The organism is Vibrio sp. 10N.222.54.A3, from assembly GCF_041474095.1.
GTDB classification, from domain to species: Bacteria; Pseudomonadota; Gammaproteobacteria; order Enterobacterales; family Vibrionaceae; genus Vibrio; species Vibrio crassostreae_C.
Map to the genome: position 1 here is coordinate 1 of NZ_JBFRTN010000014.1, position 16,620 is coordinate 16,620.

General features: G+C 43.8%; 14 protein-coding genes and 1 tRNA gene. 13 read left to right on the forward strand and 2 right to left on the reverse strand.

Annotated elements, in window-relative coordinates; genetic code table 11:
* Positions 1-54: 54 nt before the first annotated feature.
* The 5 genes from AB4507_RS03510 (at position 55) to cobA (ending at position 5,700) form a co-directional block, all read left to right on the forward strand.
* Positions 55-128: transfer RNA gene (locus AB4507_RS03510), tRNA-Cys, on the forward strand.
* A gap of 616 nt (positions 129-744) precedes the next feature.
* On the forward strand, positions 745-3,318 hold the full coding sequence (nirB, locus tag AB4507_RS03515) for a nitrite reductase large subunit NirB (protein WP_017062560.1): 2,574 nt from the start codon (positions 745-747) through the stop codon (positions 3,316-3,318).
* 14 nt (positions 3,319-3,332) lie between these two features.
* A complete protein-coding gene (gene nirD / locus AB4507_RS03520) occupies positions 3,333-3,656 on the forward strand; it encodes a nitrite reductase small subunit NirD (protein WP_017069123.1) in 324 nt (107 codons plus the stop codon).
* Positions 3,657-3,779: 123 nt separating this feature from the next.
* Complete coding sequence (locus AB4507_RS03525) at positions 3,780-4,595, forward strand: formate/nitrite transporter family protein (RefSeq protein WP_017062558.1); 816 nt, start codon at positions 3,780-3,782, stop codon at positions 4,593-4,595.
* Between the two features lie 328 nt (positions 4,596-4,923).
* Positions 4,924-5,700, forward strand: coding sequence for a uroporphyrinogen-III C-methyltransferase (gene cobA / locus AB4507_RS03530; RefSeq protein WP_372182235.1), 777 nt, complete (start codon positions 4,924-4,926; stop codon positions 5,698-5,700).
* Positions 5,701-5,751: 51 nt separating this feature from the next.
* Here cobA and AB4507_RS03535 read toward each other — a convergent pair whose 3' ends face one another.
* Positions 5,752-6,249, reverse strand: a complete 498-nt coding sequence (locus tag AB4507_RS03535; protein ID WP_372182253.1) for a DUF4174 domain-containing protein — start codon at positions 6,247-6,249, stop codon at positions 5,752-5,754.
* A gap of 323 nt (positions 6,250-6,572) precedes the next feature.
* On the opposite strand from AB4507_RS03535, the gene AB4507_RS03540 reads away from it, so the two are divergent.
* The 3 genes from AB4507_RS03540 to AB4507_RS03550 all read left to right on the forward strand — a co-directional run bounded on the left by AB4507_RS03540 (position 6,573) and on the right by AB4507_RS03550 (position 9,174).
* Positions 6,573-7,046 (forward strand): NYN domain-containing protein, encoded by a 474-nt coding sequence (locus AB4507_RS03540; protein WP_010429860.1) that lies wholly within the window; start codon positions 6,573-6,575, stop codon positions 7,044-7,046.
* Positions 7,047-7,126: 80 nt separating this feature from the next.
* Positions 7,127-7,792, forward strand: a complete 666-nt coding sequence (locus AB4507_RS03545) for a response regulator transcription factor (protein ID WP_017062555.1) — start codon at positions 7,127-7,129, stop codon at positions 7,790-7,792.
* Positions 7,789-9,174: a sensor histidine kinase gene (locus tag AB4507_RS03550; protein ID WP_136979549.1), complete on the forward strand. Its 1,386-nt coding sequence runs from the start codon at positions 7,789-7,791 to the stop codon at positions 9,172-9,174. Before AB4507_RS03545 ends, AB4507_RS03550 begins: the two co-directional genes overlap by 4 nt.
* A 181-nt stretch (positions 9,175-9,355) precedes the next feature.
* Here AB4507_RS03550 and AB4507_RS03555 read toward each other — a convergent pair whose 3' ends face one another.
* A complete protein-coding gene (locus AB4507_RS03555) occupies positions 9,356-10,660 on the reverse strand; it encodes a dicarboxylate/amino acid:cation symporter (protein ID WP_017062553.1) in 1,305 nt (434 codons plus the stop codon).
* A gap of 559 nt (positions 10,661-11,219) precedes the next feature.
* Here AB4507_RS03555 and AB4507_RS03560 point away from each other — a divergent pair.
* The 5 genes from AB4507_RS03560 to AB4507_RS03580 all read left to right on the forward strand — a co-directional run bounded on the left by AB4507_RS03560 (position 11,220) and on the right by AB4507_RS03580 (position 16,614).
* Complete coding sequence (locus AB4507_RS03560) at positions 11,220-13,316, forward strand: TonB-dependent siderophore receptor (RefSeq protein ID WP_017064548.1); 2,097 nt, start codon at positions 11,220-11,222, stop codon at positions 13,314-13,316.
* Between the two features lie 193 nt (positions 13,317-13,509).
* A complete protein-coding gene (locus AB4507_RS03565) occupies positions 13,510-14,277 on the forward strand; it encodes a DUF3450 domain-containing protein (RefSeq protein ID WP_102333605.1) in 768 nt (255 codons plus the stop codon).
* Positions 14,277-15,653: a MotA/TolQ/ExbB proton channel family protein gene (locus AB4507_RS03570; protein WP_372182236.1), complete on the forward strand. Its 1,377-nt coding sequence runs from the start codon at positions 14,277-14,279 to the stop codon at positions 15,651-15,653. The genes AB4507_RS03565 and AB4507_RS03570 overlap by 1 nt, the downstream gene beginning before the upstream one ends.
* On the forward strand, positions 15,653-16,213 hold the full coding sequence (locus tag AB4507_RS03575) for a MotA/TolQ/ExbB proton channel family protein (RefSeq protein WP_010429842.1): 561 nt from the start codon (positions 15,653-15,655) through the stop codon (positions 16,211-16,213). Before AB4507_RS03570 ends, AB4507_RS03575 begins: the two co-directional genes overlap by 1 nt.
* Entirely contained in the window at positions 16,210-16,614 is a 405-nt protein-coding gene (locus AB4507_RS03580) for an ExbD/TolR family protein (protein ID WP_372182237.1), read from the forward strand. The genes AB4507_RS03575 and AB4507_RS03580 overlap by 4 nt, the downstream gene beginning before the upstream one ends.
* The last annotated feature ends 6 nt before the right edge of the window (positions 16,615-16,620 follow it).

A 16,620-nucleotide genomic window follows, 5' to 3' on the forward strand; every position in this document is an offset into this window, starting at 1 on the left:
TATTACCTCGCTTGGTATTAATCAAAAGAGTTGTTCTCTTAAAACACTATTGAAGGCGCCTTGGCAGAGTGGCTATGCAGCGGATTGCAAATCCGTGGACCTCGGTTCGACTCCGGGAGGCGCCTCCACTATTCAAAGTTGAAAGGCCAGCAGAAATGCTGGCCTTTTTGCTATCTGAAATTCTAAACCCTCATGCTATGTTCAAACTTCCACGTATGCTCTCTAATCAGTAGCACCAGTAGGAACAAGCTATATCAGATCACTTTTGTGCCGGTCTTTTCCTTATGTAAACCTATCATTTGCTAAACAACCAACAGCATCTGTTAACCAATTGCGCCGTTTGTGAGTGGAATGAGTGGGGAATGGAAAAGGGCGACTGTCTTTTGCGTCATTAAATTCTTCATATTTATACATAGTTGCTCATGATCCTGTAACGCTTTCATGAGTTATTACACTTATTATGACCACAAATGAAAATGATTGTCATTTACTTGTGTTACTGCTAACCTATTGTGAAACTTTACAACATCTTATCTAATGCACGAAAGTGTATATAAAACCCCGCTAAACCTTATTAAACCTACGGTTATTCGTTTGCTTCGTATGATAAATCAGCAGATCTACCTCTTTTGTCCTACCCCTTTAGGGTAGTTCGATTTCGTAATTGATTTACATCATATTTTCATTTTCTTTCATAATTCATTATTCGCTCAGTTAAGAAATATATAACCTTCAGGAATTCTTATGAGCAAGATGAAGCTAGTCGTAATCGGTAACGGGATGGTCGGCCATCGCTATATCGAAGATTTAGTCGAGAAGACAGACGTTGCTAACATGGACATCACAGTCTTCTGTGAAGAGCCTCGCGTAGCCTATGATCGTGTACACCTTTCTTCTTACTTTTCACACCATACTGCGGACGAACTTTCTTTAGTTAAAGAAGGCTTCTACGAGAAACACGGCATCAACATGCTGATCGGTGAGCGTGCTATTAACGTTAACCGTGAAAAGAAAACAGTTTACTCAAGTACTGGTCGTGAAATTCAATACGACAAGCTAATCCTTGCTACAGGTTCATACCCATTCGTTCCGCCAATCAAAGGTAACGAAGGTAAAGACTGTTTCGTTTACCGCACAATCGAAGACTTGAAAGCTATCGAAGCAACCGCTAAGAATTCTAAATCTGGTGTGGTTGTTGGTGGTGGTTTGCTTGGTCTTGAAGCTGCAGGCGCACTAAAAGCTCTTGGTGTAACCACGCACGTTGTTGAGTTTGCTCCAAAGCTAATGGCTGAGCAGCTTGACCAAGCGGGTGGTAACCAACTTCGTCAAAAAATCGAACGTATGGGCGTTAACGTACATACAAGTAAGAACACGCTTGAGATTGCTCCTGAAGGCACTGAAGCTCGTAACGTAATGCGCTTTGCAGACGGTACAGAGCTAGAAACTGATTTCATCGTATTCTCTGCTGGTATTCGCCCACAAGACAAACTTGCTCGTCAAATGGGGCTGGGTATTGCACCACGTGGCGGTATCGAGATTAATGATCACTGTCAAACGACAGACAAAGACATCTACGCAATCGGTGAGTGTGCGTCTTGGAACCAAACGTTCTACGGCCTAGTGGCTCCTGGTTACAAAATGGCAACGGTAGCGGTTGACCACGTTGTTGGTAACGAAAGCACATTTGAAGGTGCTGACATGTCTGCGAAGCTTAAGCTTTTGGGCGTGAAAGTAGGCTCTATCGGCGATGCGAACGGTCGTACTCCTGGCTGTAAGAGCTACGTTTACCAAAACGAAGAACAAGAAGTTTACAAGCGTCTAATCGTTTCTGAAGACAACAAGAAGCTGCTTGGTGCAGTAATGGTTGGTGACACGTCTGACTACGGTGATCTTCTACAGCTTATGCTGAACGAAATCGACCTACCAGAACACCCAGATGCATTGATTCTTCCTGCTCATGCTGGTGCTGAAAAGCCAACACTTGGCGCGGATTCTCTTCCTGAGTCTGCTGTTATCTGTTCTTGTTTCGATGTGACTAAAGGCAAGATCGCTCAAGCGGTTGCTGAAGGTCACCACACAATCGGTGATATCAAAGCAGTAACAGGCGCAGGTACTGGTTGTGGTGGTTGTATTCCACTAGTGACTTCAGTACTAAACGCTGAACTTGCTAAAGCTGGTGTTGAAGTGAAGAACGACGTGTGTGAGCACTTTGCATACTCTCGCCAAGAGCTTTTCCACCTAATTCGCATCGAAGAAATCAAAACGTTCGATGAGCTATTAGAGAAATACGGTAAAGGCTACGGCTGTGAAGTATGTAAGCCTCTAGCAGGTTCTATCCTTGCTTCTTGCTGGGGTGAACACATCCTTAAGCCTGAATTAGTGAAGCTGCACGATACCAACGACAACTTCCTAGGTAACATGCAAAAAGACGGTACTTACTCTGTAATCCCTCGTATGGCGGGTGGTGAAGTAACACCTCAAGCACTAAGCGTTCTTGCTGATGTTGCTGCTGAATACAACTTGTACACCAAGATCACAGGTGCACAACGTATCGGCCTATTTGGTGCTCAGAAAGATGACTTACCAGCAATCTGGAAGAAGTTAATCGCTGCAGGTTACGAAACGGGTCAAGCTTACGCAAAAGCACTTCGTATGGCGAAAACATGTGTAGGTTCTACTTGGTGTCGTTACGGCGTTCAAGATTCAGTTGGCCTAGGCGTGATGATCGAGAACCGTTACAAAGGCATCCGTACTCCTCATAAGATGAAGTTTGGTGTGTCTGGCTGTACTCGTGAGTGTGCTGAAGCGCAAGGTAAAGATTTAGGTATTATTGCGACTGACGCAGGTTGGAACATGTATGTATGTGGTAACGGTGGTATGAAACCTCGTCACGCAGACTTACTGGCAAGCGACCTAGACCAAGAAACGCTAATCAAGTACATCGACCGTTTCATGATGTTCTACATCCGCACGGCTGCGCCACTACAACGTACTTCGGTATGGATGGACAACCTAGAAGGTGGTGTTGATTACCTACGTGAAGTGATTGTAGACAACAAGCTTGGTATCAATGACCAACTTGAAACTGACATTGCTGGCCTAGTTGATAACTTCGCTTGTGAATGGACAGATACAATCAACGACGAAGCTCAACTTAAGCGCTTTGCACACTTCATCAATGCTGATGACCGCGATGATAACGTTGTGTTTGTTGAAGATGGTCGTGAACAACACCGTCCTGCGACATTCACTGAGAAACACCCTGAAGCCATTACTTCAAAGCATCAGGGCGACATCATTCACGTAGAATCTGTTTAAGGGGAGACGACATCATGGCATTTACCAAAGTTTGTAAGATCGAAGACATTATCCCAGGTACAGGTGTTTGTGCGTTGGTTGGTGGTGAGCAAGTAGCTGTATTCCGCCCAACGAAAGCTGAAGAAGTATTCGCGATTAGCAACACAGACCCATACTTCCAATCTAACGTGTTATCACGTGGCTTGATTGTTGAGCACAAAGAAGAGCTTTGGGTAGCAAGCCCACTTAAGAAGCAACGCTTTAACCTAGCAACAGGTGTGTGCATGGAAGACGAGAACTTCAACGTGAAAGCGTACAAAGCTCGTGTTGCCAAAGGCGCTGTAGAAATCTCTGCTTAATCTTTGGATGAGTAAGATTTGATAGTTCAAGGGTTCTAGTTCTCGATATTGCCTTAACTCGGCAACTAGAGCCTTTTCCTATCCAATTTTAACTTTTAATTTAAACTTTTTAAGGACAACCTTATGTCTCCTGATTACAAACCAGCTGAATTCGTTCAAACGATGATTGATGTGGGTGAAGCGAAAACGAAAACAAGTACTCGCGATCTTCTGATTCGAAGCACTATGGCTGGTATCATCCTTTCTCTAGCGGTTGTTGTTGCTATTACAGCAATGGTTCAAACCGGTATTGGCCTTGTTGGCGCACTAGTGTTCCCAGTTGGCTTCGTCATTCTAAGTGTAATGGGTTATGACCTAGTAACTGGCGTATTCGGCCTTGCACCTTTAGCGAAATTCGACAACCGCCCAGGTATTACTTGGGGTCGTATCCTACGTTGTTGGGGTATTGTTGGTCTTGGTAACCTTATCGGTTCTTTGATTGTTGCTTTCCTTGTTGCTGTTTCTTTAACAGGTAACTTCTCTCTAGAACCAAACGCTGTTGCTCAAAAGTTCATTGCTGTTTCTACGGGCCGTAGCCTAGGTTTTGAAAATATGGGTATGGACGGATGGATCACGTGTTTCGTACGCGGTATCTTCTGTAACCTTATGGTATGTCTAGGTGTGATTGGCAACATGACTGCTCGTACAGTGTCAGGCCGTGTAGCAATGATGTGGTTCCCAATCTTCATCTTCTTCGCACTCGTATTTGAGCACACAGTGGTAAACATGTTCCTATTCCCACTAGGTATGATTCTTGGCGCTGATTTTGGTATCGCGACATGGTTGAACTTCAACCTTATCCCAACAATCCTAGGTAACATCGTTGGTGGTCTATTAATGACGTGTGTTCCTCTATACCTAACTCATGCTAAAACAGCTCCTTCTCTAGGCGCTAAGTAATTAGATAGTTCTAGGTTAATGAGCAACTAATAATGTGTGTTAAGCCCCAAGCTGTTGATTTGGGGCTTTTTTGATCTTAACACTCTCTACTTTGTTAACCGTGCACCTAAGGCGAGCAATGTGTGCTTGATGATGGTGCAAATGTCAGGGTTTTCCAACGTAATAGATTGTTTTGTTATATAAACTTCTATCTTGATTAGAATTAATCGTAAAGTTTTATGGCAACAACTGATAGTCTAAGAAGTAGGGATATTGGTGATTCATACAACGATGAATCGTCATACAGAATTAAGCTTGAAATATAACAAGCTAACTTTCGGAGCAAAGCATGTCAGAAGTATCGCCATCGAATGTTAAAACAGGAAACACAGGATTTGTTTCATTAGTAGGTGCAGGTCCGGGCGACCCAGACTTACTTACGTTAAAAGCGGCACGAGTGATTCAACAAGCAGACGTGTTGGTTTATGACCGTTTGGTATCAAAAGATATTTTGGCGATGGCTAATCCAGAAGCGGAAATGTTGTATGTGGGCAAAAAGCTCGATCATCACTGCGTACCGCAAGATCAGATCAACCAACTATTAGTGACCAAAGCTCAAGAGAACAAACACGTAGTGCGTCTAAAAGGTGGTGACTCGTTTATCTTTGGTCGTGGTGGTGAAGAGTGTGAAACGTTAGCTGAGAATGACGTGAGATTTGAAGTGATTCCGGGCATCACAGCTGCTGCCGGAGCAACGGCTTATGCGGGCATTCCGTTGACGCACCGTGATCATGCACAAAGCGTGCAGTTTATTACAGGTCACTTGAAGAAAGATGGCGAAGATATTGACTGGCAATCTCTTGCTCAGCACAACCATACCATCGTGTTTTACATGGGCTTGAAAGAGAGTCCGAACATTCAGAAGAATCTACTCGATAATGGTATGCGAGCTGACATGCCAGTTGCGATCATCGAAAACGGTACACGCCAAGAACAAAAGGTGTTTAGAGGTGGGTTACGTGATTTAGCTGACCTTGCGAGCGTCGCAAAGAGCCCAGCGCTGATTGTTGTAGGCAGCGTGTCTCAGCTCCATGAAAAACTTGCTTGGTTTAACAAACAAGCTTGATCGTTTGACCTTCTAATTGGATCTCTAAGCCACTACTGAGTCCATCAAGAATCAAATTCTGCAGCGGCTGCCTTGTCGCTGCATTTCTTGTTGGCGCATCGGCATTTCGTCAATGATATTGGTGATCTGTTTCCAATCTGTTTTGCCACTCCATCGGTGCTTCTCTTTCCCGTCTTTACCAATCAAAACAGCGGTATGTGATCCTTTCGGGATCTCGTAAATACTGGTGACTGCTTCTAAGTTAAACTCTTCTTCTAACCAAGTTGGGACTGTGTAACCACTCTCAGCAATAACCATAATGACGACATCTCGTTCGTCCAATTGACAGTTATTGAGCAACACTTCATTCAGAAACTCTTTAACGATTGAATCTTCCTTTGGAGCGAAATAAATCACACTGCGGTGTGGCAAAGGCTTTGAGTGAGAATAAGCGGGGTAGGCGAGTACTGAATTGATGGTTAAGCTCATGATTATTACCGTGCTGATGGTCAGTAGTTTAAGCAAACTAAACCAGCTACCAGAGTTTGATGGTTGATTTAAAGTTTGCATCGCTTTGGTTGTGTCGATGCTTACTATCGAATTGTGTGTTTGTCGGTGCAGCATTGCCAACCTCCCTTTAAAAACTCTAAGCCTGAGTACGATTTGAACGCTACGTAAAGAAGAAGGTGAAGATCAGAACCACCTAAGAAACGCTCAAAACAAATCCACTTACAATAAGCATAGTTAGGATTACGTAAAGACACTTAGCTTTACGCTAAAGATATTAGATTTACGTTAACGATAGCTGGCAGGTTCATTTTTATTGAGTAAAGCGACTCGCATTTTACAATTGAATAGAATAGGGTATACGGAAAATCTAAAGGTATGAATTTATGGAAAACATAGCAATTTTGGTCGACGTTCAGAACGTTTACTACACGACGCGCGACAAATACCGTTCTAACTTCGACTATAACCAGTTTTGGTATGTTGCCACGGAAGGGCGTAACGTTATTGCAGCTAATGCTTACGCAATCTCAAGCCAAGATCCAAAGCAGCGTCAATTTCATCATATCCTTCGTGGTGTGGGCTTTAATGTGAAGTTAAAGCCGTTTATTCAGCGTCGAGATGGCAGTGCAAAAGGCGATTGGGATGTGGGTATTGCGTTAGACGCGATAGAACTTGCTGAGACGGTTGATACGATTGTTTTGGTATCAGGAGACGGTGATTTCGAAATCCTTGTAGAGCGAATCAAAGAGCGCTTTGGCAAGCCTGTTGAAGTGTATGGTGTTCCCGGGTTAACTGCTCAAAATCTTATCGATTCTGCATCAAAATTTGTACCGATTGAAAAAGATTTTCTTCTATAGAGGAAATCGGGCACTTTATAATTGAAATCAATAATAACGATAATTAGAATGCAAACAGTTCTTATTTATCGGTATGTGTAATGTCTCGCGTTTTAGTTGTTGATGATGATATTCAATTGTGTGAATTACTGGGTGAAGTGTTAGAAAATGAGGGGTATCACGTTGATACTGTTCATTGCGGTGAATCCGCGCTTGAGTTTATTCAATCTCACCCTGTCGATTTGGTTCTACTCGATGTAATGCTTCCGAACCTAAGCGGCATTCAAGTAGCAAGACGTATTTGTCAGCGTTTTGCTACTCCCATTCTTATGCTAACCGCGCTTAACGACGATGCCTCAATGCTCGATGGCTACCAAGCAGGCGCCGACCAGTACATCGCTAAACCTTTCAATGTTCCTGAACTCTTAACCCGTATTAAGGTGATCTTGCGCCGAGTGGGTTTTGAACGCCAAAGACAATCTTTAGCTTCCTCTAATCACGGCTTGTGTGAACAACTCTCTCGTTTGCCATTAACTGGCACTGAAAAAGACTTGCTTGATTATTTGGTCAAAAATGACGGTATTGTCGTCTCAAAATCTGATCTGCAAATCCATGTACTCAAGAAAGAATTGTGTCCCTTCGATCGTAATTTAGATATGCATATCAGCAATATACGTAGAAAGCTCGTTCAGGCAGGTTTGTCTAAGCAACATATAAAAACCGTTCGTGGTAAAGGTTACAGTTACCTAGAGTCGGTCGGAGCATGAGTAAAAAACTGCTGCGTTGCCCTGATTTTATTGCTAAGCGTAAAGACGGACTCACTTTCCAATTGTTCAGTTACCTGACCGTCATTTTGGTGAGTATTTTGATCCTGCAAGGTGTCGCTGAAAGAGCCTTGATGAAAGCGCTGCTTAAAGTCCCAGAATCGGTAAAAGCGGAAATGCTCGACCTTGCTTACCAAGCGAATGTGTTGATCGAAGAAGGGGACATGGATGAACTCGCGGACTGGGGTAATGCTCAGCAGTATTATCTGTTCGTCATCGACAAAGACAATCGTCCGATCACACATCGTCACATGCACCCACATTTTGAATTTAAGCTCAAATACTTAAGAACGTTAGATCACCAACTTAGTGATCGTGTGAGTAAGCCGATCTTCGGCCTACCACTGGATAACGGTAAAACACTGGTTATCCAACTACCGCACCAGTTTCATCCCGCAAAATCTTTTGCGCCATATTCCTATATGCTTAAAGCATTGATTGCATTGGTCGTATTGTCTCTGTTCTCGATTATCATGGCCAAAAGCCTTCAGCAACCGTTGGATAGATTGAGAGAAGCGAGCCGCAGACTGGCTCAAGGTGACTTCACGGTCAGTGTGGTGTCGGAGTTGAACTCCACCACGCGTGAATTCAACGAGCTTGCACACGATTTTGATTATATGACCTTTGAGATTAAATCTCTGGCTGAAAAGCAACGTTGTTTGATTCGTGATGTCTCACACGAGTTAAGAACACCATTAGCAAGGCAAAACCTCGCACTACACCTACTGCGCAGCAAGGTTGATGATAAAAGCATTGGTTTGCTAGAACGAATGGAAAATGAAACAGAAGAGATGAATAAGCTGGTGGGTGAGATACTTGAATTTAGCCGCTTAGAAACCTCTCGCTATGACTCCAAGTTAAGTTTAATGCACCTTGAGCACTATTGTTCAATGTTGATCGCGCAGATGCAAAACGATTTAAAACCGAATCAAACTTTGATTGGTTCCCTAGAGACGCCGATATCAATGGTGAACGTTGATGAGAGGCTACTGCTTCGAGTCATTGGTAACTTGGTCGGGAATGCCATTAAATACGCGGGTGAGAACGCTCATGTGGTCGTGACGACATACGAACAGGTAATGGATAGACGTTACAGTGTAATATCTGTAGAAGATGACGGTGACGGTATTCCTGATAACAAGATTGCAGGTATATTCGACCCGTTTACTCGTATTGAATCAGCAAGAGACAAACGGTCTGGTGGCTACGGTCTGGGCCTTGCGATTGTTAAAGAAGCGATGGGTGTGATGAATGGACATGTAACTGCTGAGAATAGAGAAGGTGGGGGATTGAGAGTAAATCTAATGTTCCCAATCGCTGATTAGCTTCCTGCTGTTACCTGTCTTGCTCCATAGATAACTATGACTGAAAGCGTGCTAAGAAACATAGCCCAATAAAAACGCCACTGCATCTGCAGTGGCGTTTTTCTTTATGCGCTTTGGTATGGGCTAGGCGTAGCCATTAATTACGCCTGAGCTTGAAGACAAGAGCATAAGATAAGCGAGACTATGCCTGTTGGCGAGCTAGCTTAACTTCTTCTTCTTTCTCACCTGCTGCTGGGTCGTTGAAGCGAGACTCGTCTAGAGCGCCTTCAGACTTAGCAACGATGATAGATACGGCACTATCACCTGTGATGTTTACAGCGGTACGAATCATATCAAGAAGGCGGTCAACACCCATGATTAGAGCAATACCTTCAAGCGGCAGGCCAACTTGGTTCAATACCATCGCTAGCATAACAAGACCAACACCAGGGACACCTGCAGTACCAACAGACGCCAGTGTCGCCGTTAGGATAACCATTAGGTAATCACCCATTGAAAGGTCGATGTTGTACGCTTGCGCGATAAACGCCGTCGCAACACCTTGCATGATTGCAGTGCCGTCCATGTTCACAGTTGCACCTAGTGGTACTGTGAAAGAAGCGACTTTGTTGTCTACGCCCATACGGTTCTTAGCCGTTTCCATAGTTACTGGAATTGTTGCGTTCGAAGATGCTGTTGAGAATGCAAACATGATTGCATCTTCCATCTTACGTAGGAACGTAATCGGACTAAGACCTGTGAATCCTTTAAGCATCGCACTGTAAGTCACCAAGCCATGCAACAGCAGGGTACCAGCAAGCACTAAGAAGTATTCTGCTAGGTTCCAAATTGCACCTAAGCCAAGGCCAGAGAACAGTTTCGCCATCAAGAAGAATACGCCGTAAGGAGCAAGGTTCATTAGTAGCGCGACTAGCTTCATGATCACTTCGTTTAGATCAGAGAAAACTGCAGCGATACGTTCACCGGGTTTGCCCGCTGCACTGATTGCGATACCAAACAACACTGCAAATACGATAACTTGTAACGTTTTGCCCTCAGCCATCGCCTGAATAGGGTTGGTTGGGAACATGTCGATGATTACTTGGCCCAGAGAAGGGGCATCCGCTGATTTGAAAGAGCTCGCAGCAGTAAGATCCGCACCAGCTCCAGGTTGGAACAGGTTACCGATAGTTAATGCTAGAGTGATGGCAACGGCAGTAGTACCGATATAAAGTGCAAGCGTTTTGCCACCCATACGGCCAAGAGTTGATAAGTCTTTAAGAGAACTTGTACCGCACACTAGTGAAACGAAGACTAGAGGCACAACAAGCATTTTTAAACTGGCGACAAAGATTTGTCCGCCCACTTCAAAGAGTCCGTTAACGATGTAGTTGTTAACAAATCCGTTGTCTGCAAAAAGGGATTGAATGGCGAATCCCGTTAATATACCTACGACCATACCGAGGATTACTCGACCAGTCAGAGACATAGGTTTCTTGGTATTCATTTAGAACACTCCTTATTATTTATAACTTTGATACCTTTTCAAAGTGAGCAGGAGATTAGCAGTCGGATAATCAATTCGAAAAACAAAAAATGAGTTTGGAATTATAGATGTGATCAAAATCACTGATAATTGTGTAAATTAAACAAATAAAAACAAAATAATTCACTATTATTTTACATCTATCGAGGGTTTTATACATAAATTTGTCGTTTCAGAGGTAGTAAATAAGAAGAGATGATTTTCTTATCAATCTTCACGTCTTCAATTGACTGAACAAATACCGTTTTTTCAAAAAATTCGGTGAAGATAACCAGTCGATTTACGTCCATGAGCCTTAACTATTTGTATTGAATGGTTTTGTTGAACTCCTCAAATATGACTCACCGACAGGCCTTTACAAAACTTTACGAATGCAAAGAATGTAAATTTAATGCAAATGGTAATAGTTATCACTTATATTCACTCCCGAAATAATTCAGTGGTACCGGCAACGGTTCAGCGAACACATCGAATAAATAACAAAGTGTTCGTCTAAAAGAATAAAAGCGGAGTAAAGGACATGTTTTCAAAGAGCCCATTGGCTTTAGTGATCGGCGCAGTATTAGCTTCACCAGCAGTATTGGCAGAAACAGTAAAAACAGACGAGCATATGGTTGTTGAAGGTCGTGACTACGGTTATAAAGCCGACACGAACACAACAGCAATGCGCATGGAGGCGACTCAATTAGAGACTCCGGGACAAGTTTTAGTAATCGATGAGCAAATCATCGATGAACAGCGTGCAACAACGCTTGGTGACGTGCTTAAGAATGACGCGAGTGTAAGTGCTGGCGGTACAAGCCGTAACCGTGAACGTTTCTCTCTACGTGGTTTCTCGGTAGAAAGCTCTTCGGGCTTCCTTAAAAATGGCCAGCAACATTGGTCTCACTACCGTCAACCAATCGAACTGCTAGAGCGTGTTGAAGTACTAAAAGGACCTTCTGGTCTTCTTTACGGTATTTCTGCACCAGGTGGTTTGATCAACATGGTAAGCAAAAAGCCAACTTACGATACGCAAGTAAGTGTTAGCCAAGATATTGGTTCTAATGACCATTCTCGTACAACGGTAGACGTAAGTGGCGCTTTGAACGACGCTGAAACTCTACGTGGTCGCGCGATTCTATCTAAAGAAAGCTACGGCTCTTGGAGAACTTATGGTGACGGAACTGAACCACAAACAGAACGTTTTGTTGGTGGTGTATTCGTTGATTACGATGTAACTGAAGACGTGACAGTTTCTGTTCATTACGACAAAACTAACGACGAAGGTAGCGTAGATTCTGGCGCTTTATACACGCTAGACGGCAACCGAGTAGGTAGCGACAAGCACATCTGGGATGCACAGTGGTCACAGATCGAGAATGATGTTGAGAACGTTGGTTTTGATATTGCTGCTAACCTGACTGATACATGGTCATTAAAAACAGGTTTCAACTACCAAGATTTCGAACGTATTGATATGGAAAGCTACCCAAGCTTTTCAAATATGAATCCTGATGGTACGGGCACCGTGACTCAAGGCGGTAACTACCGTCATGATAAATGGCGTTTCAGAACGGCTTACGTTGATCTAACAACAACCGCAGATCTTGCGGGCACAGAGCACCAACTATTATTCGGTGCTAACTGGTTAGGCTACAGCTATTACCGTGGTATGGATCGCTTCAGCAGCGCTGAATACGCACCAGATGCAACAGTACCAGCGCCGTCAGTGGGTCCAACATCGCTAGGTAAGATGAGTACTTACGATACTTGGGGCTTCTACATCCAAGATTTGATTACTATTAATGATGAATGGCAAGTTCTTGCGGGTGCTCGTTTCGACCGTAAAGTAAGTGATGGCGTAGCAGAAGAAAATGTAGCGCCTAAGCTTGGCCTGATTTACCACCCAGCATCAAACGGTAGTATCTACGCTTCTTACTCTGAAAGTTTCGAACCACAAGGTGTTGTGTCTAGCGGAAGCCGCAACTACACCAACGATGGCGAACTTCTTGACGCAGCAACGGGCGTGTCTTACGAAGTCGGTACTAAGTGGGAACTGATGGACGAACGTCTATTCGTTTCTGGTGCGGTATTCGATATTACCCAAGAAAACATTTCAATGGATGTAGAAGACACTTCATCAGGCGATTGGACGAAGACACAAGGTGGCGAACAAGTTCACCGTGGTGCTGAGCTAGCCGCACAAGGCTTTATTTCAGAGCGCTTCTCAATGTCTGGTTCTGCAATGTACTTAGATGCTGAAATCACGAACCATGAAACATATGAAGGTAACCGTCCAGTAGACGTACCTGAGTTTGCAGCAAGCGTTTGGTCTACCTATGCAGCAACAAACGAAGTTGATGTGAACCTGGGTCTTATCTACGAAGGTTCTCGTTACGGCGATAGCGCGAACACATTCAAGAAAGACGGCTACGCACGTGTAGATATGGGTGCTGCATACACGCTTAAGTACGACGATTCTCTTGATTTCGTAGCGCGTCTAACAGTCGAGAACGTATTTGATAAAGAATACCTAGCGGGTGGCGGTTCAACATCTTCAAACCACCAATTTGCTGAAGACGTAGTAATCGGCGAAGGCCGTAACTACATGGCGACTTTACAGGTAAAATACTAATTTGTTAGTAGGGTACTATTGTTAGCCTAAATACTAAGGGGAAAGTTTCGGCTTTCTCCTTTCGTGATTCTGCTATTCAGTAAAATATCCCTAGTAATGCGAGTGACTTTTAATGATAATGAGAGTGCTTATCAATAATAGTATTTATCAATAAAATGTATTTGACCTTCTTCTATAGTAAATGACTACAATTATGAATCTTTTAAAAACTAGCCTAGCGCTTGCCATCAGTTTGGTTGCAACGTCTTCTATGGCAAACAGCTTGGATCAAGCTCAATCAATTCAAAACAAGACCAATAACGCGTCGGCTTCGAGCCAAAAGGTTATTGATAAAAGCTCACAAGCGACTTTAATGCTGCAAGCTGAGATTGAGCGTCTGCAAGAAGAAGTTAAAAACCTAGAAATCTATCACGATCACCTTGCTGCATTAGTTGAGAGCCAAAACCAAGAAGCTCAAAGCATTGAAGAGCAGATCGAAGAAATCAAATACACACGCCAAGGTGTTGTGCCATTGATGTATCAAATGATCGATGGTCTTGAACAGTTGGTAGAGAAAGACGTGCCGATTAAGAAAGAACAGCGTCTAGAAAGAGTAGAAAAGCTACAAGCAATGATGACTCGTGCTGATGTGAGTGATGCTGAGAAGTACCGCCGTATCCTAGAGGCATACCAAATCGAGATGGACTACGGCATTAAGTTGGGTGTTTACCAAGGTCGTGTCGCATTGGCGAGTGATAAAACAATCGAGGCAGATGTTCTGCACTTAGGTCGTATCTCTTTAGTTGCTCGTAACCTAAATGGCAGCCAATACTGGGCTTGGAATCAAACAGAAGCTCAATGGCAAGAACTTGATTCTTCTATGAAGTCTGAGCTAGATAAAGCGTACGATATTGCTGGCCAACAAGCTGCCCCAAGCTTGATTACTTTACCTGTTTCTTTAATTGTTGCGGAGGTTAAGTAATGAACTTAAAATCATTAGCAGCATTGCTTTGCATTACATCACTTTCATTTTCTGCTTTCTCAGCTTCAGACTCAACGGCTCAGCTCGTTAACAAAGCAAAATCAGAAAACCGTACTCAAGCTTCTCACAACGTAGTGCGTGAAGCTGATTTCAAAAAGACAGAACAAGAACTGAAAGCGATCAAAGCTCAGCTTGAAGCGAAGCGTACGTCTATCCAAGGTGCGACAGATGTTCTGACTCAAACGTTCAGTGATAACGAAAACAAGCTTGCTCGCTTAGAAGAGAAGCTGCGTTTAGAAATCGGTAGCTTAGGCGAGCTGTTCGGTGTCGTTCGTCAAAACGCAAAAGAACTCGGCGCAGAGCTTAGCTCAACCGTGAATAGTGTTGATCGTGCTGAACACACTGCAACTGTTGATCAAATCATTGATGCTAAATCACTGCCTTCAATGCCACAGCTGACCGGTTTGTGGATGAGCATGGTTGAACAGATCCAAGCGAGTTCTGAGCTTAGCAAATCTCAAATTGCATTCATTAATGGTGAAGGCAATACAAACAAGGTTGACGCTTACCGACTAGGTTCGATTGGTCTTGTGACAGAGCAAGGCTATGTTAGCTGGAACACTCAGCGTGAAGATGCGATCGCTTACCTTAAGCAACCACAAAATGGTCCAACGTTAGCGTCACTTTCTTCGTTAGCGAATGGTGAAGTATCTAACGTGGTTGTCGATCCTTCTCGCGGGTTTATGCTAGAGCAATTAGCACTTACGCCAAGTTTAACTGACCGTCTACAAGCGGGTGGTGTGGTTGGTAAAGTGATTCTTGGCCTACTAGCTATTGGTCTAATCATCGCATTAGTTCGTGGTGTCTCTCTTGCTATCGCACGCCAGAAAATTCGCGCGCAACTTAAGAACCCTGAGCAAGCGGGTGATAACCCACTAGGTCGTGTTCTTGCGATGTACAACAAGGAACAAAACCAAACGGTTGAAGCGTTAGAGTTGCGACTTTTAGAAGCGGTAGTTGATGAGCAGACTCACCTAGAGAAAGGTCTATCGATGCTTAAGCTATTGGCGGCACTAGCACCAATGTTGGGCCTTTTAGGTACAGTAACCGGCATGATCGAAACATTCCAAGTGATCACTCAGTTTGGTAATGGCGACCCTAAAGTTATGGCGGGTGGTATCTCGATGGCGCTTGTAACTACGGTACTTGGTCTGGTTGCGGCAATGCCTCTTCTACTGGCACACAACATTCTTAGCACTCAAGCAGAAAACATTCGCAATATTCTTGAGAAGCAAGGTATTGGTCTTGTTGCTGAGCAGGCTGAAAAGACCGTTGAATCAAACGCTGTTGTTTCACCAGTTGGGACTGCTGCGTAATGGATATTTTGTCGGGTTCTCTATTACCAGCGAGTTGGTTAACGAGTGACTGGCTGCTGTCTTTATCAAGCTTTATGGAGCAGGGCGGTTTCGTCCTGTGGTGGCTAGCGGCTGTCGTCCTAGTGTATTGGGTGCTTGTGGTAGAACGTGTGCTTTATCTTGCGTTCTACTTTCCTAAGCAACGCCAAGCTTGGATAGCGAAATGGCATGAAAGAGAAGATCACTCTTCTTGGCATGCCAAAGCCATTCGTGAAGGTTGGTTAGGGCAAGCGAGTATCTTGCTTAATCAAAACTTGAATTTTATTAAGCTGTTAGTCGCTATTTGCCCGATGTTGGGCTTGCTAGGCACTGTAACCGGTATGATCTCTGTTTTTGATGTTATGGCGACACAAGGCAGCAGTGACCCTAAATTGATGGCTTCAGGTATCTCGTTAGCAACACTGCCAACCATGGCAGGCATGGTTGCAGCGTTAGCGGGCATGTTCGTTCACGCTCGCTTAGCGAAAGTATGTAACCGCTTAGAATTGAAATTAGAAAAATCTTTAAGGAGTCAACGATGAGACTCGGTCGATGTCATTCTAAAAACGAAGAGGCTCAAATAGACCTTACTTCGATGCTTGATATTGTCTTTATCATGCTTATTTTCTTTATTGTGACCAGTTCATTTGTTCGTGAGTCAGGGGTGGAAGTCAATCGCCCACAAGCTTCTAACGTAGTAAGCCAAAAGGATGCAGGCATCTTTGTTGCGATTACTTCTGCAAACGACATTTTCATCGACAAGCGTGTCGTAGATGTTGAACGTGTCCAAGCGACGTTAGAGCACTTGTTGCTAGAACAACCTGATGCTTCTTTGGTTATTCAAGCGGATGAACACGCTTACAACGGTACTGTTGTTAAAGTGATGGATGCCGCGAAAGGTGCAGGTGTTAAAAACATTGCGCTTGCTGCTGATAAGCGATGATCTTGG

Excerpts from the sequence above, each read along its gene's own strand:
- nirB (WP_017062560.1), top strand. The coding sequence starts at position 745 with ATGAGCAAGATGAAGCTAGTCGTAATCGGTAACGGGATGGTCGGCCAT.
- nirD (WP_017069123.1), top strand. The coding sequence starts at position 3,333 with ATGGCATTTACCAAAGTTTGTAAGATCGAAGACATTATCCCAGGTACA.
- AB4507_RS03525 (WP_017062558.1), top strand. The coding sequence starts at position 3,780 with ATGTCTCCTGATTACAAACCAGCTGAATTCGTTCAAACGATGATTGAT.
- cobA (WP_372182235.1), top strand. The coding sequence starts at position 4,924 with ATGTCAGAAGTATCGCCATCGAATGTTAAAACAGGAAACACAGGATTT.
- AB4507_RS03535 (WP_372182253.1), bottom strand. The coding sequence starts at position 6,249 with ATGCAAACTTTAAATCAACCATCAAACTCTGGTAGCTGGTTTAGTTTG.
- AB4507_RS03540 (WP_010429860.1), top strand. The coding sequence starts at position 6,573 with ATGGAAAACATAGCAATTTTGGTCGACGTTCAGAACGTTTACTACACG.
- AB4507_RS03545 (WP_017062555.1), top strand. The coding sequence starts at position 7,127 with ATGTCTCGCGTTTTAGTTGTTGATGATGATATTCAATTGTGTGAATTA.
- AB4507_RS03550 (WP_136979549.1), top strand. The coding sequence starts at position 7,789 with ATGAGTAAAAAACTGCTGCGTTGCCCTGATTTTATTGCTAAGCGTAAA.
- AB4507_RS03555 (WP_017062553.1), bottom strand. The coding sequence starts at position 10,660 with ATGAATACCAAGAAACCTATGTCTCTGACTGGTCGAGTAATCCTCGGT.
- AB4507_RS03560 (WP_017064548.1), top strand. The coding sequence starts at position 11,220 with ATGTTTTCAAAGAGCCCATTGGCTTTAGTGATCGGCGCAGTATTAGCT.
- AB4507_RS03565 (WP_102333605.1), top strand. The coding sequence starts at position 13,510 with ATGAATCTTTTAAAAACTAGCCTAGCGCTTGCCATCAGTTTGGTTGCA.
- AB4507_RS03570 (WP_372182236.1), top strand. The coding sequence starts at position 14,277 with ATGAACTTAAAATCATTAGCAGCATTGCTTTGCATTACATCACTTTCA.
- AB4507_RS03575 (WP_010429842.1), top strand. The coding sequence starts at position 15,653 with ATGGATATTTTGTCGGGTTCTCTATTACCAGCGAGTTGGTTAACGAGT.
- AB4507_RS03580 (WP_372182237.1), top strand. The coding sequence starts at position 16,210 with ATGAGACTCGGTCGATGTCATTCTAAAAACGAAGAGGCTCAAATAGAC.